We start from the raw sequence: 12,720 nt of genomic DNA, 5'->3' as shown, positions 1-12,720 counted from the left end.
ATTCCGTTGCAGCCGAAGATGATTCGCTCCAAGAGGTGTTCGGGATGCTGTGCATGTGGTCCGACTACGATGCAGAGAGAGGCGGCGACGGATTCCGCCAGGCATTCGCGCTACTCCCCGTGACGAGCGACGACCAGTCCGTCACGATCACCCTCGACTCACTACGCCACGCTCTCAAGCTCAGACGAATGCTCCTGGACCCGTAGTGTCGATCACGCCAACCGGAACGTCGCGGTGCTATAGTCATCCTCGTTGACGCCGCGTGCGTCAGCAGTTCACCACCGAATGCGAGTTCGGGCACTTCAACCTGCCCGGAGTCAGCATGTCGAATACCTCACCCCGCGGTTCACGCCGCTACGCCAAACTCGCGGAAGCCGCCGAATACCTCGGTGTCACCGACCGCACCATCCGTCAGATGATCGCCGACGGACGGATCACCGGATACCGCAACGGAAACCGTCTGGTCCGAGTCGACCTGAACGAGGTCGACGAGTCGATGCAACCGTTCGGCGGTGCCGCATGAGCGACCCCGACTACCAACAGTTCGAGAATCACGCGGATCTCATCGACGACGAGTTCCAGGCGGACGCGATCGGCGGTGACGTCGAGTGATTTCGAAGCGAAACCCCGCCGCGGGCAACGGCGGGGTTCGGAAAGATCCTGCTGGCGGCGCGAATCTCGATGTTGAGTCTATCAATCTCGAGGCGTATCTCGACCCAGCCGACAAGCTCATGTTGGCCGCTCTGCGGGACGGCACGTTCGTCTTGGCTGTGCGGTGCCGGCGCTGCGGTGCTCCGCTGACCTCCCGCCGTTCGCGGGCCCTCGGCGTCGGACCAGCGTGCCGGCGCAAGGCGGTGAGCAACCCGTGACTGACGTGTCCTACACGGACGCACTGTCGTTGCGCTCCCGGCTGCTAGACATGCCGCTCCCCGAGGGAATCGACAGAGCGCAGTTCCATGCAATCCTCACCGCCGGCGTGCGTGACGTGCTCATCCAAGAACTCGACGCGCTCGCCGAGAAGCGGGTCACGAAGTCGGCGGCACTGGTGGTCGCTGAGGCTCTGCCGTGGGGCGAGGTGGGTCGCTCGATTGCTCAGCGCCGAGCCTGGTTGGCGGCGAACCCGTGGGCGAAGCGGGTGGTTGCATGATGGGCTACGGAGAGAACTACAGCGACGACGGCGTGCTTCTCGACGAGAACGGTGATCCGCACCCACTGCGGAATGTCATCGACGGCCACGACCTCGACAAGCGCGTGTTCGCGCCGCTGGAGTGGACGGTGCCCCAGGTCATTCCCGAGGGATTTGGTCTGCTCGCCGCGCCGCCGAAGGCCGGCAAGTCGTGGCTCGTCGCCGGGACCGGGCTCGCATGTGCCAGTGGCGGGAAAGCGTTGGGCTACATCGACGTAGCTCAGCGGCCGTGCCTGTATCTCGCTCTAGAGGATTCGCACCGGCGACTCCAGGCCCGGTATCGGCAACTACTCGCCAACCAACCGATCCCACGTGACATGCACTCGCTGACCGGCCTGGCCGGTGACTCGGTGACTGCGGTCATCCGTGCGTTCATGGAACGCCACAAGGGCCGCAAACCCGTGGTGTTCCTCGACACCATCGGCAAGGTACGCCCACCGAGACGAGCGAGTGAGGACAGCTACCACGCCGATTACGCGGTCGGCTCCGCGCTGAAACGCATCGTCGACGATCACCCCGGCTCTTCGCTCGTCGGCGTCCACCACACCAGGAAGATGGAGTCCGACGATTTCGTCGACAGTGTGAGCGGCACCAACGGTTTGGCCGGTGCCGCCGACTTCGTGCTCGTGCTGGCACGGAAACGTCAGTCCGAGGAAGGCATCTTGCACATCACCGGCCGCGACGTCGACGAGGCCGAGCTGGCTCTCGTGATGGACAACGGCACATGGCGGCTGTCGAGTCCGAGCGTTGCCCAGGCGTCGAGTGATGCCCAGAGCCGCCGTGAGCGCGGCAACAAGGGTGATCGGACGCTCAAGGCCCTTGAGTACGTGAAGGGCCGGAAGACGACGACGCCGCTCGAATTGTCGACGTGGCTCGACATCTCCGCGAACGACGCCGGGACGTATCTGCGCCGCATGTACTCCGATGGACTCATCGACAAGGTGAGCCGCGGTGTCTACAAACCCCTGTCTTCTGTGTCTGAAGTGTCTGAAACAGATCAGACAAACAGACAAACAGACACAACAGACACCCCATCACAGACGAACGTCGTCCACTTCCTCAAGGAGACCCGACCATGAAACTGAACCTCTCACCGAACCGCGCCACCGACCGCCTCATCGAAGCGGCATGGAACTGCCACGACGCGATCGACTGGGGCATCGACCAACTCGCCATGGGCGACGCCATCGACACCGACAGCAGTCTCGAACTGTGCCGCATCGCCGACGCCAGCACGCCACTCGATGCCGCACTCCGCGAGTTCACCCGCTACAGCGATGGCCGGCCGATCCGCTCACAAGTCCCCATCGTCGACGGCGTCACGTTCGTGATCGTGTGGGCCGCCGACCCCGACTGGGCACACATCGAATACGCCGCCCGCGACGGCGTCGTGTTCGACGGGGACTGGCGACTCGTGCTCGAAGGCCGATTGCCCATCGACCCCGGAGCCCACGACCGGGGCGGATACCGCGTGTGGGTGGACGACCGGCCCTGCGCTGTGCGTGTCGACGACCTCCCACCGGCCACCCGCCTCGAGGTCGTCCGGTGAGACAGGCGGCCCGGCGGATGCGCGCGAGAGTTGCGCGTCTCGATGAGCTGCTGCCGATCCATCTTCAGCTCGGGGTGGATCACTACCGCATGCGTGTCGATGAGGCCCGCGAGCGGCTGAACCCGATAAGGAGTCATCGCGATGACTGAAACGCACTCCCAACCTGACCTGAAGTACTGGAGATACGACCCGGTCTTCGACTTCGATGGTCGGATTCAGATCGGGATATTCGCAGCCGAGGGAGAGCCAACTCCTCCAGCTCGATGTCGAACTTAGGCTCACTGGCTAATCCCGAACCGAACCGCGGAAGGGAACACCACAATGAACGACACCCCTCACCCTGATTTCCCGAGCGACGAGATCCCGGGCGCCGACGAGCATCAGTCCTACGAGGCCGACCGGGTGGCCGACTACCCGCGGCAGGCGCAGCGCACGTTGCGGATCCGTCGGGCAACCGTTGCCCTGGTGCTCCACGGCACCCGCGGTGACGTCCTCGGATACAACGACGCTCTGACCGATCTTGCCCTGACCGAGCACGCCACGATGGCCGAGATCGCCCGACCGCTGTTCTGGGCGCTGTCGCATCTACCCGCCGGCGCCGAGGAACCCACCGAGCTCGTCGGCCTGCTCACGAGGCTGTATGGGATACCCGATGACCCCGAGCGTGGACCACGATGATCGAACCACTCACCGGCGTGTTCCTGACCGCCGATGACGCCGACTACATCGCCCGCGCGCTCGAGTTGCTGCGCCAGCAGTTGCGCGCCAACAACACCCGGCCGTCGGCGAAACTCGACATGATCACCGAACGGATCGCCAAGGCTGTCGGAAACACCAGTGCCGCAACACGAAACGTGAGTGCGAGCGCCAGTCGGTCACTGCAGCAGCCTGATTCAGATGATGATCCGGTGTATGGATGGATCACCTCACCGGAGGCCGCAGCGATCCTCGGCTGCACCGCAAACAACGTCCGCGACAGGGCGCGCCGAGGAACACTGCCCGCTCATCGTGCCGGTGGGCGGTGGGTATATCCGGCGGAGCAGATCGTGCGACTGGCCGACACGGCCTGACCACAGTTGCGGTGGTAATCACCGTGAGGTGACCACGGTTCGTGACGTCGAACTCGCCAAGGTCGGTCACTGGGACACGCTGACCGGCACCTGGTCACCCACGGCCGCCGACCTGCAGGCCGCCGTCGACGCCCACCAGGCCAGAGTGCTGCGCCGTCCGGTCGTCAAACTCGGCCACACCGACCCGCGGTTCGACGGTGAACCGGCGTTCGGGCACATCGACAACCTGCGCGTGGACGGTGAGACTCTGCTCGGTGATCTCGTCGGCGTGCCCGCGTGGCTGGCGGCGGCTATGCCCACCCACTACCCCGACCGCTCCGTCGAGGCGCTGTGCGACTTCGCCGGCCCCGACGGCCGCACGTGGCCGCTGGTGTTGACCGCGGTCGCGCTGCTGGGCGCCGAACGACCCGCCGTCACGACGCTGGCCTCATTGCAGGAGTTGGTCACCGCGAGTGCCGGCCGGGGTCGCCTCGTCGTCGCCCGCCTCACCCCAGCCGACCGACACCGCCGCACCATCGTCGTCGCTGCCGCTGCACGTCGTCGCCGCCTCAACAGATAGGAAACCGCCCATGTCCACCACACTGGCCAACCCTCGCGTGTACGCGCCCGGAGTCGACGTCACCGCCGCCGCCTCAGCCGCAGTCACCGCCCGCCGATTCGTCGCCATCACCGGCAACCGCACCGCCACCGGATCACTGTCGGCCGCACACGCCACCGCCGCCGGCCGCATTGTCGGCGTCGCCAAAGAGGACGCCACCACCGGCGCCCTGTTCGGCGTCGCCCGCGGTGGGGTCGTCAAGGTCACCACCAGCGGAGCAGTCGCCGCGTTCGCCGAAGTCGAAGTCGGCGCCAACGGCACCGCCGTCACCAAGGCCTCCGGAGTCGCAGTCGGCTACGCCCTGACCGGCGCCGCTTCGGGCGCCGACGCCGAGATCCACCTCTACCAGTAGGAGAACCCGCCATGCCCAACGCGCTCATCCCCGAACTCTCCGGCCGCCGACTCACCGTCGACTACGCCCTGCAGCAACCCAGCCTGATCCGCGACCAAATCGCGCGGCTCGCCGACGAGCAGCTGCTGCTGCCCAAGTTCTTCCACAACCTCGGCGCCCCCGTCACCGGTGGCGGCATGCTCTACTCAGTGGTGCAGGCCTCCGACTTCTACTCCTCCGACGTCGAGAAGCGTTCCCCCGGAAACGAATACCGCATCGTCGAGGGAGTCGACCCCGACCCGAAGCTGGCTGTCGTCGAGGACTGGGGTGGCAAGTTCCAGATCTTCGACGAGCAGATCACCCGCAACAACGTCAGCTACCTCGACCAGCAGACGACCCAGCTCGCCAACACCATCGCCCACAAACTCGACGTCGCCGCCATGGCCGCCGTCACCGCGGCGATCGACGCGGGCAACACATTCATCGGACACGACTGGTCCAACCTCGTCACCGTCGGCGATCCGGCCACCCTCACCGCCTCGGCGTCCCTGCCGACCGCCGACCTCTCGGCTGCGCAGCTCGCCGCCGACCTCCAAGAGCTCGGCGTGCGCCACAACATGCTGGTGCTGCACCCCACCCAGGCGCACAACCTGCGCGTCGCCTACGGCGACGGGCTGGCCGCCATGCTCGAATCCGCCGGCGTAGAACTGTTCGCCAACCCGCGCGTCACCGCCGGAACCGGCTGGGCCATCCAGGCCGGCGAAGTCGGCACCGTCGGATTCGAAGCCCCGCTGACCGTCGACGTGTGGGACGACCGCTCCACCCGCTCCCGCTGGGTGCAGGCCTACGCCGTACCCGCGTTCGCCGTCGACCGACCCTACGCCGCCAAGAAGATCACCGGCCTCGCCGGCTGACCCGAGGAGACAGACCCATGGCACTGACACTGACCGACGCGCAGACCACCACGCTCCTCGAGCTCCTCGGCCTGCCCATCGACACCACCGACATCGACGCGATACTCGCCGTCATCGACGACCTGGCCAAGGCCGAGAAGAGTGGCGACGGAGCCGACACCAAGCCCTCCGAGATCGCCGCAGCAGCAGGCCGACTCGGCCTCACCGTCATCGACGCCGACACCCTCACCCAACTGCACGCAGACGCCGACGAAGGCCGCCAGATCAAGGCCGCGGCCGCCCGCGCGAAGGTCGAGACCGCCGTCGACCACGCCATCCAACACGGCAAGATCACGCCCGCACGACGCGCGCACTGGGTCAACCTCATCACCGCCGACCCTGGGATGGCCGACGTCCTCGCCGGCGTCCCCAACGAAACCGCCGCACCCATGAACGAAATCGGCCACGGCCACGAGACCGACGACCTCACCGACACACCTGCATGGTTCCGCTGACCCGGTAGGACTCGCCGGGGCTTCGTTCCTTTCACCCAGCGAGTCCACCGCCCGTGGGAGGCCACCTCGGCCCGCCAGACACGCCCCTGGCGGAGGCCACCCACACCGCAGCCCCGCGCCACCACCGGCGCGGGGCTGCACCCCTCCCCGGGTGCCCCACCCCCGAAAAAAATCCGACCCCCACCCCCCACCTGACCCGCCGTGGTGGTCAGGAAATCTCTCTCCCCCGGGAAGAATGCCCACGAAAGAGGCTGTTCAGCGGCCGTTTGGGGAGCGGTTCGGGTTTGGGTACTGGCTCTCACCGCCGATGGACACCCTTGCGGGTGGCCGCGCGTTGAACCCCATCCCGGACCGACCCACGAACCCGAGCCCTTGATCGCGTCAGGCCAGCACCGATTGCCACCTGGCCCGAGGGCAAGGCGGTAACCATCTGGCACCTGCTCTCGTTTCGCGACGACGCGAGTGGTGGCCTCAGAGCACGGCTGAGGACTGGGCTACGTGCTGACCGCTGGTTTACGTCGAGCTGGTCGATGACGACGGGCGCGAGGTCGGGGAGTCGGTTACGCGCGCTGAGTGCCCTCGCCGGGGGTCGAACCCGGCAACCGTTGTGATGACCACAACGGTTGATCCGTCAAAGGCTGTTGCGGTGCCCAGCACCGCGAGAGGATTTAGACGAGCGCGAGGACGGGGCTCATCCCATGCACCGTCCCACCACGACCGACGCCTGAGCGAGAGCGATGACGCACGCCGCCCGGTCCCCGTTGCCGTGGTCGAGGTGATCCTCGACCCGCCAGATGGCCGTGGTGAGTGCCTCGATGAGCGGACGCGGCACCCCGCCGTTCTGGGCACGTTCGGCGACGTCCCAGGCGTGGGCGATCATCTGCTCGACCGTCTTGCGGCCCGGATCGGCCACGAACAGCACATGACGTTGCACGCACGCCCAGAACTCGTCGGTGGTGACCGTCTGGGCGTATCCGGTGGCGTAGGTGCCGATCACCGCGTCACAGATGGCGGGTACGTCGTACTCGGCCCAGGCGTCGGCGACGACACCCGACGCCTCGATGGCCCGTACAACTTCCGCGACCGCATCGTCACGACTGGTGAACCTGCTCGCGGCGCTCATTGCTGTGTCTCCGCATCGGCTGCCATCAGTCCGGCGTCGATCAGAGCGGCCCCGATCGCGAGTGCCTGACGCCAGTCCAACTCAAGGACGTCGGTGCGGGTCTCGCCGACGACCCGCACCGCGTAGATGTTGTTCCACTCCTGGCCGCTGCCGCTGTCACGCAGATGCACATACTCGACCACCATGCGGTGGCCATAACACATGTCGAGCGTGGCGACGGTGCGGGTTGTGGCGATCTCGCCGTTGCTGCGGGTTTCGGTGACCTCGTTCATGCGTGCCACCCCAGCTCGACGCAGAGCCGCAACACCGCGAGAGGAACAAGGTAGAAGCCGAGTGCCACGAGGACCGTGACGACATCGGCGGATAGGGTGTGATGACGGTGCATCGGATCAGACCTCCGGTGTGTCGAGGCCTCGGAAGGTGTGTCACCACCGACCGGGGCCGTCTTTTCACCCGGCATCTGGCACGTATCTGGCACGCAACGTGCACTGGAATACAAAAAACCGCCTGTGACCAGGCGGTTTACTTGCTCCCCCAACTGGACTCGAACCAGTAACCGTTCGATTAACAGTCGAATGCTCTGCCAATTGAGCTATGGGGGATTGCTCTCCGGCCCGGATGAACCGCGACCCAGCGGGGGTGTCGGAGTCCATCAGAACCGAACGCTGACTCTAGCGCATCGGTGGGCCGGAGAACAAAACGGCTGATCGTACGGTTCAGTGCCCGGCGACCACATCCGCCTCGTTCACCGTGACCGGTGTGCGGGCGCTCGGCAGGAACCAGTAGGCGATGCACACGATGCCGAAGAACAGATAGCCCAGGGCCACCTCCGGATTGGCCGCCCACGACACCTCGGAGGCGTGAATGAGTCCGATGAACGAGAGCACCGCACCCACGCCGCAGGCGATCGCGGCGAAGTGGAACTTCTTCTCCAGGATGAACGTCACGATGGCACCCAGCACCAGTCCCACCAGCACCGCACCTTCACCGAACGTCCGCAGACCGCTGTAGACCAGGCCCGCCGACGTCAGCGCATCGCCCCCCACCTTGTCCGCTGTGGTCCCCGCCGCGGCCAACGCGTTGTCGATCAAGCCCGAGCCCCACTGCGCCAGGTTCGGCAGGATCGCGGCGACAACGGCCACCGCGTGCAACCGTGGCACCGCCTGGAAGGCCTGCGCGCCGATCAGCAGGCCGATGTAGAGCAGGATCGGCACGATCGCGGGCACCGGCAGCAGCGCCTCGAGCACGCCGAAGAGCCCGGCGAAGCACAGGATGCCCACGGCCACGCCGCTGGCGAGCGAGTAGCTGGTGCGTCCGCCGGCGTCCTTCCAACCCGGGTGACCGATGTACACCGCGGGCGGGAACGGCGAACCGAAGGCCGCACCGATGCAGGCGCCGGCACCGTCGGCAAGCAACACACTCCGCAGGTTGTAACTGTCGCCGGCGGCCGCCGCGCTCTCCACGTTGCTCATCGCCTCGGTGAAGTTGTACACGCCCAGCGGGATGGCGGTGCCCAGCAGCGGCGCCAGATGGCCGAGCCCGGAGAACAGCATGTCGAAACGCTGGTCCGGGATACCCACGGCGATGTCGGAGACGGCGTGACTCAGATCCGGCACCGACATGTAGCCGCCGATCCAGCCGATCGCGGTGCCGACGAGCAGGGCGGCGAGGCCGACCGGTATGCCTCCGGGCAACCGCACATCGGTGAAGAACCCGATCAGGATGATCGCCAGCACGGGCAGGCCGATCCAGGCGGCATCCCAGATCTGTCCGGCCGGACGCATCGAGATGAAGGTGATCGAGATGCCTGCCAGCGTGCCGAGCATCGCCGCGCGCGGCGTCAGCTTGCGCACATACGGACCCACGAAGGCTCCGATCATCACGATCACACCGATCATGAACGCCCAGGCCAGACCCGCCTCCCAGGCCTGCATCGCATCCTTGGTGTTCAGGTACACCGGCAGCATCACGACGAACACGACGATGAACATGTGCGGCACGCTGGGCCCATATGGCAGCGCCGTCACATCGGTGCGGCCTTCCTTCCGTGCAAGACGCCGCGCAAGGATCGTGTAGTACACGTTGCCCAATACCAGCGCGACGCCGAGCGCGGGCAACACCGTGCCGAGGACATCGGCGGCGGGAATGTTGACCACCGCGATCATCAACCCGGTGAGCGTCAAGACATTGACCAGAATGTTGAAGCCGAGACCGAAGAAGGCGTTGGTGTCGCCGCGCGTCCACCACGGGATGCGCAACGGCGACGACTCGGGTGAGGGCGCGGAGGACTGGGTTTCGGTGGTAGCGCTCATCGTCGGAAATCCTTTACAGGAGAATGCTTGCGAGGGTGGACGGGTCAGGACGCGGCAGCAGTGGCGGTCGAGGCGGACGGGGAATGCGTGCGCAGCGCGGCGATCACATCCGCGCTCTGGGCCGTCCAGCCGAAGATGCCGCCCTGCGCGGCGATCATCTCCAACCCGACGCGTTGGAACTCAGGGAAGTAGGAGCCGACGCAGTCGGCGATCACCACGCATTCGTAGCCGCGGTCGTTGGCCTCGCGTGTGGTGGTGTGGACGCACACCTCGGTGGTGACGCCGGTTACCAGCAGCTGAGTGATTCCGTTGTCGGAGAGCACCTTTGCAAAGTCGGTGGCGTAGAACGCACCCTTACCCGGCTTGTCGATCACGATCTCACCGTCTCGAGGAGCGAGTTCGTCGATGATGTCGTGGCCGTACTCACCACGGATCAGGATGCGGCCGAACGCGCCGGGATCTCCGATCCGCTTGCTTGGTGCGCCGCGGTTCAGTTTTGCCGGCGGACAGTCGGAGAGGTCGGGGAGATGACCCTCCCGGGTGTGGACCACGAGCATTCCGGCGGCGCGTGCGGCCTCGAGTAGCGTCGCCAACGGTGGCACCACCCGCTGCAATCGGCTCACGTCGTTGCCCAGGGTCTCGCCGAAGCCACCCGGCAGCAGAAAATCGCGTTGCATGTCGATGATGACGAGTGCGGTGTGGTCGATGTCGAGGTGGAAGGGTGCGGGTTCTGCCGCAATGATGCTGTCAGACATGGATTCCTCTCGATGGTGGGGAGTGAACAGCGCGATCAGGACGAGATCGGTTGTGTTGCGGTGTTATCGGCCGGGTGTCCGCGAACACTGCGGGGTTCGTCGAGCAGATGGGCCGCCAACTGCAGCACCGTGTCGTCGGACAGTGCGTTGCCCAGCAGCATCGCGCTGTGGGGACGGCCATCGGAGGTGATGCCCTGCGGCACCGCGACACCGAGCAGGTCCAGCAGATTGCCGAAATGGGTGTAGTGCCCGAGCATCGTGTTCGCGCCGACGGGGTTCGACAGCACTTCCTCCACGGTGAATGTGCGTCCGATCGTCGGAACGACGAGCACATCCATGCGCTGCCACAGGCGCGACACCTCGGCCTTGAGTTCCTGTAGTCGCTGCATCGCCGCGAAAGCGTCAACCGCCGAGTACTTTTCACCGCTGCGGAGGATGTCGCGGACCACGGGGTGGATCGAGTCGGGGTGCTCGGCGAGGAAGTCGGCGAACACGACGAGACGTTCGGCCACCCACGGCCCGGAGTAGAGGAGTTCACCGGCCGCGAGGAACGACTCGAGTGAGACGTCCACGATGTCGACAGTGACCGGGAATCGCGCCTGCGTCAGGCTCTTTCGGAAAGCCAGGTGCGACTCCCGCATGGCCTCGTCGCCGAAGAACTCCAACTCCTCGACCGGGGGCAGCCCCACCCTGATCGATCCGGCGGCGAACGCCGGGCCGGCATCCCGCGACCACGGGTCGGCGTCGTCGCGCCCGGCCATCACCGCCATCACCCGGTCCACGTCGTCGATACCGCCGGCCATCATCGTGATGCAGTCCAGGGACTTGCAGGCGGGCACCAACCCGACGGTGCTGATCAGTCCGCGGGACGGCTTGTAGCCGACGATCCCGTTGAGCGCCGCGGGTACCCGCCCCGATCCGGCGGTGTCGGTGGCCACCGCGAACGGAACCTGTCCGAGGGCGACGGCGAGCGCTGATCCGGAACTCGATCCGCCGGAAATCATCTCGTTGCCGTACACACTGCGTGGAACCGTGTAGGGGGTCCGGGTGCCGTTGAGTCCTGTCGCGAACTGATCGAGGTTGGTCTTGCCGACGTACAGCGCCCCGGCATCGAGTAGTCGCCGCACCGCGGGGGCCGTCGTGTCGGCGACGTAGGCATAGTCCGGACACGAGAGGGTGGTCGGCACTCCGGCGACGTCGATGCTGTCCTTGACCCCGAAGGGCACACCGTAGAGCGGCAGCGCCCGTGCCCCCGGACGGTTTTCGAGTTCGGCAGCGGCGAGCATCAGTTCCTCACGCGGCACCGTCGACAACCACGTGCCGTCATCGCCACGCGCGGCGATCGCGTCGGCCACCCGGCCGGCCGTCCGGCTCGGTGAGCCGCCCCCGCTGAGGTGGTCTTCGAGAATCTCGGCGACCGTCGGACCGGTGGTGGGACCCGTTGGTGAATGACTCATACCGTCGATTGTCGACAGAATCGTGGCATCTGCGGTACGCGTGTGTGTCATTTGTGTTAGCGGATGTCACACCGCTCACAGTGTGGACAGCACGCGACCGTGATCTCGACCGCGAGCCGCGCCACTACGCGGTGGTGATGTCCCCGGCTGTCGCCTCCGCGTCGTCGGTGGCGGCGATGAGATCAAGGTAGCGGAGATGACCGTGGTCGTGGAGTGCGGCAAGCGCCGCGTCGACGTCGTTGTTCTCCAGCGCATCGAGGATGGCCAGATGCCGTCGATAGCCGTCGTCGGGTCCGTGATGGTCGGCAGTCTCGGTCCGCAGATTCACCGCCATCGGCAACTGCAGTTTCAGCAGAATCGGCGCCAGCGCGATGTCGAGCTGCCGATTGCCGGCCAGACCCACCACCGCGGCATGGAATCGGCGATGCGCGTCGTCCTTGGCGAGGTCGTCGCCCGCACGTCGCATGGCATCGATCGCCGCGCGCAGCGGCTCGAGCTGAGTCTTCGGGTCTGAGAGCGGCAACGCGGACTCGACGGCGTACCGCTCGAAGAGCTGACGGAGCTCGAAGAGCTGGAGAATGTCGCGGGGTGACCATTCGGCCACACGCGTGCCGCGGCGGGGTTGATGCTCGACGAGACCCTGCTGGGCGAGCAGTCGCAGTGCCTCGCGCACCGGTGCGCGGCTGATACCGAGGTCGGCGCAGAGGTTTTCCTCCACGATCTTCTCCCCCGGCCGCAACGCCCCGGCCAGGATGGCATCGCGGATTCGACGACCGGCCACATCCACGAGGCTCTCCGGGAGATCGCGGGTCACGCCCATCCCATCGACCTCGGTCATCGTGCGTTCACTCCCGTCCGCGGCTCATATTCGACACGCCTCTCGTTCGGCACGATGCGGCGTCGGTTGTTGGCGAGTCTAGTCATCCGCGCC

The 12,720-nt window shown here is 66.3% G+C and carries 17 protein-coding genes and 1 tRNA gene; 11 read left to right on the top strand and 7 right to left on the bottom strand.

Features of this window, described 5'->3' with window-relative positions; translation table 11 throughout:
• Window positions 1-322: 322 nt before the first annotated feature.
• The 11 genes from ACWDSI_RS17410 to ACWDSI_RS17360 all read left to right on the top strand — a co-directional run bounded on the left by ACWDSI_RS17410 (window position 323) and on the right by ACWDSI_RS17360 (window position 6,142).
• Window positions 323-523 (top strand): excisionase family DNA-binding protein, encoded by a 201-nt coding sequence (locus ACWDSI_RS17410; RefSeq protein WP_449757291.1) that lies wholly within the window; start codon window positions 323-325, stop codon window positions 521-523.
• A gap of 208 nt (window positions 524-731) precedes the next feature.
• Window positions 732-869 carry a DUF6011 domain-containing protein gene (locus tag ACWDSI_RS17405; RefSeq protein WP_449757290.1) on the top strand — a complete coding sequence of 46 codons (138 nt, stop codon included), beginning with the start codon at window positions 732-734 and terminating at the stop codon, window positions 867-869.
• On the top strand, window positions 866-1,147 hold the full coding sequence (locus tag ACWDSI_RS17400; protein ID WP_449757283.1) for a DUF2742 domain-containing protein: 282 nt from the start codon (window positions 866-868) through the stop codon (window positions 1,145-1,147). Before ACWDSI_RS17405 ends, ACWDSI_RS17400 begins: the two co-directional genes overlap by 4 nt.
• Window positions 1,144-2,265: an AAA family ATPase gene (locus ACWDSI_RS17395; protein ID WP_449757282.1), complete on the top strand. Its 1,122-nt coding sequence runs from the start codon at window positions 1,144-1,146 to the stop codon at window positions 2,263-2,265. The genes ACWDSI_RS17400 and ACWDSI_RS17395 overlap by 4 nt, the downstream gene beginning before the upstream one ends.
• Window positions 2,262-2,735, top strand: coding sequence for a hypothetical protein (locus ACWDSI_RS17390; RefSeq protein WP_449757281.1), 474 nt, complete (start codon window positions 2,262-2,264; stop codon window positions 2,733-2,735). The genes ACWDSI_RS17395 and ACWDSI_RS17390 overlap by 4 nt, the downstream gene beginning before the upstream one ends.
• Before the next feature lie 321 nt (window positions 2,736-3,056).
• Entirely contained in the window at window positions 3,057-3,413 is a 357-nt protein-coding gene (locus ACWDSI_RS17385) for a hypothetical protein (protein ID WP_449757280.1), read from the top strand.
• Window positions 3,410-3,805 (top strand): helix-turn-helix domain-containing protein, encoded by a 396-nt coding sequence (locus tag ACWDSI_RS17380; protein WP_449757279.1) that lies wholly within the window; start codon window positions 3,410-3,412, stop codon window positions 3,803-3,805. Before ACWDSI_RS17385 ends, ACWDSI_RS17380 begins: the two co-directional genes overlap by 4 nt.
• A 28-nt stretch (window positions 3,806-3,833) precedes the next feature.
• The gene (locus ACWDSI_RS17375; protein ID WP_449757278.1) at window positions 3,834-4,364 is read left to right on the top strand and encodes a hypothetical protein; all 531 of its coding nucleotides are present in this window, start codon (window positions 3,834-3,836) and stop codon (window positions 4,362-4,364) included.
• Window positions 4,365-4,374: 10 nt separating this feature from the next.
• Window positions 4,375-4,755, top strand: coding sequence for a capsid cement protein (locus ACWDSI_RS17370; protein WP_449757277.1), 381 nt, complete (start codon window positions 4,375-4,377; stop codon window positions 4,753-4,755).
• A gap of 11 nt (window positions 4,756-4,766) precedes the next feature.
• Window positions 4,767-5,648 carry a major capsid protein gene (locus ACWDSI_RS17365; RefSeq protein WP_449757276.1) on the top strand — a complete coding sequence of 294 codons (882 nt, stop codon included), beginning with the start codon at window positions 4,767-4,769 and terminating at the stop codon, window positions 5,646-5,648.
• Between the two features lie 17 nt (window positions 5,649-5,665).
• A complete protein-coding gene (locus ACWDSI_RS17360; protein ID WP_449757275.1) occupies window positions 5,666-6,142 on the top strand; it encodes a phage protease in 477 nt (158 codons plus the stop codon).
• 691 nt (window positions 6,143-6,833) lie between these two features.
• Here the strand turns inward: ACWDSI_RS17360 and ACWDSI_RS17355 are convergent.
• The 7 genes from ACWDSI_RS17355 to ACWDSI_RS17325 all read right to left on the bottom strand — a co-directional run bounded on the left by ACWDSI_RS17355 (window position 6,834) and on the right by ACWDSI_RS17325 (window position 12,627).
• Window positions 6,834-7,265: a hypothetical protein gene (locus tag ACWDSI_RS17355; protein ID WP_449757274.1), complete on the bottom strand. Its 432-nt coding sequence runs from the start codon at window positions 7,263-7,265 to the stop codon at window positions 6,834-6,836.
• Entirely contained in the window at window positions 7,262-7,537 is a 276-nt protein-coding gene (locus ACWDSI_RS17350; RefSeq protein WP_449757273.1) for a hypothetical protein, read from the bottom strand. Before ACWDSI_RS17350 ends, ACWDSI_RS17355 begins: the two co-directional genes overlap by 4 nt.
• Window positions 7,538-7,794: 257 nt before the next feature.
• A tRNA-Asn gene (locus ACWDSI_RS17345) sits at window positions 7,795-7,867 on the bottom strand.
• A gap of 114 nt (window positions 7,868-7,981) precedes the next feature.
• The gene (locus tag ACWDSI_RS17340; protein ID WP_449757272.1) at window positions 7,982-9,577 is read right to left on the bottom strand and encodes a regulator; all 1,596 of its coding nucleotides are present in this window, start codon (window positions 9,575-9,577) and stop codon (window positions 7,982-7,984) included.
• A gap of 44 nt (window positions 9,578-9,621) precedes the next feature.
• Window positions 9,622-10,332, bottom strand: coding sequence for a cysteine hydrolase family protein (locus ACWDSI_RS17335; RefSeq protein WP_449745010.1), 711 nt, complete (start codon window positions 10,330-10,332; stop codon window positions 9,622-9,624).
• 35 nt (window positions 10,333-10,367) lie between these two features.
• Window positions 10,368-11,789, bottom strand: coding sequence for an allophanate hydrolase (locus ACWDSI_RS17330; protein WP_449745011.1), 1,422 nt, complete (start codon window positions 11,787-11,789; stop codon window positions 10,368-10,370).
• A 124-nt stretch (window positions 11,790-11,913) separates the two neighbouring features.
• Window positions 11,914-12,627, bottom strand: a complete 714-nt coding sequence (locus tag ACWDSI_RS17325) for a GntR family transcriptional regulator (protein WP_449745012.1) — start codon at window positions 12,625-12,627, stop codon at window positions 11,914-11,916.
• Between the last annotated feature and the right edge of the window lie 93 nt (window positions 12,628-12,720).

The sequence above is a fragment of the Gordonia sp. NPDC003429 genome, from assembly GCF_053588575.1.
The sequence above is the reverse complement of the archived record's forward strand: the minus strand, read 5'-3'. Positions and strand labels throughout refer to the sequence as shown.

Coding starts and splice junctions, on each gene's coding strand:
- ACWDSI_RS17410 (WP_449757291.1), top strand. CDS start 323: ATGTCGAATACCTCACCCCGCGGTTCACGCCGCTACGCCAAACTCGCG.
- ACWDSI_RS17405 (WP_449757290.1), top strand. CDS start 732: ATGTTGGCCGCTCTGCGGGACGGCACGTTCGTCTTGGCTGTGCGGTGC.
- ACWDSI_RS17395 (WP_449757282.1), top strand. CDS start 1,144: ATGATGGGCTACGGAGAGAACTACAGCGACGACGGCGTGCTTCTCGAC.
- ACWDSI_RS17390 (WP_449757281.1), top strand. CDS start 2,262: ATGAAACTGAACCTCTCACCGAACCGCGCCACCGACCGCCTCATCGAA.
- ACWDSI_RS17385 (WP_449757280.1), top strand. CDS start 3,057: ATGAACGACACCCCTCACCCTGATTTCCCGAGCGACGAGATCCCGGGC.
- ACWDSI_RS17380 (WP_449757279.1), top strand. CDS start 3,410: ATGATCGAACCACTCACCGGCGTGTTCCTGACCGCCGATGACGCCGAC.
- ACWDSI_RS17370 (WP_449757277.1), top strand. CDS start 4,375: ATGTCCACCACACTGGCCAACCCTCGCGTGTACGCGCCCGGAGTCGAC.
- ACWDSI_RS17365 (WP_449757276.1), top strand. CDS start 4,767: ATGCCCAACGCGCTCATCCCCGAACTCTCCGGCCGCCGACTCACCGTC.
- ACWDSI_RS17360 (WP_449757275.1), top strand. CDS start 5,666: ATGGCACTGACACTGACCGACGCGCAGACCACCACGCTCCTCGAGCTC.
- ACWDSI_RS17355 (WP_449757274.1), bottom strand. CDS start 7,265: ATGAGCGCCGCGAGCAGGTTCACCAGTCGTGACGATGCGGTCGCGGAA.
- ACWDSI_RS17350 (WP_449757273.1), bottom strand. CDS start 7,537: ATGAACGAGGTCACCGAAACCCGCAGCAACGGCGAGATCGCCACAACC.
- ACWDSI_RS17340 (WP_449757272.1), bottom strand. CDS start 9,577: ATGAGCGCTACCACCGAAACCCAGTCCTCCGCGCCCTCACCCGAGTCG.
- ACWDSI_RS17335 (WP_449745010.1), bottom strand. CDS start 10,332: ATGTCTGACAGCATCATTGCGGCAGAACCCGCACCCTTCCACCTCGAC.
- ACWDSI_RS17330 (WP_449745011.1), bottom strand. CDS start 11,789: ATGAGTCATTCACCAACGGGTCCCACCACCGGTCCGACGGTCGCCGAG.
- ACWDSI_RS17325 (WP_449745012.1), bottom strand. CDS start 12,627: ATGACCGAGGTCGATGGGATGGGCGTGACCCGCGATCTCCCGGAGAGC.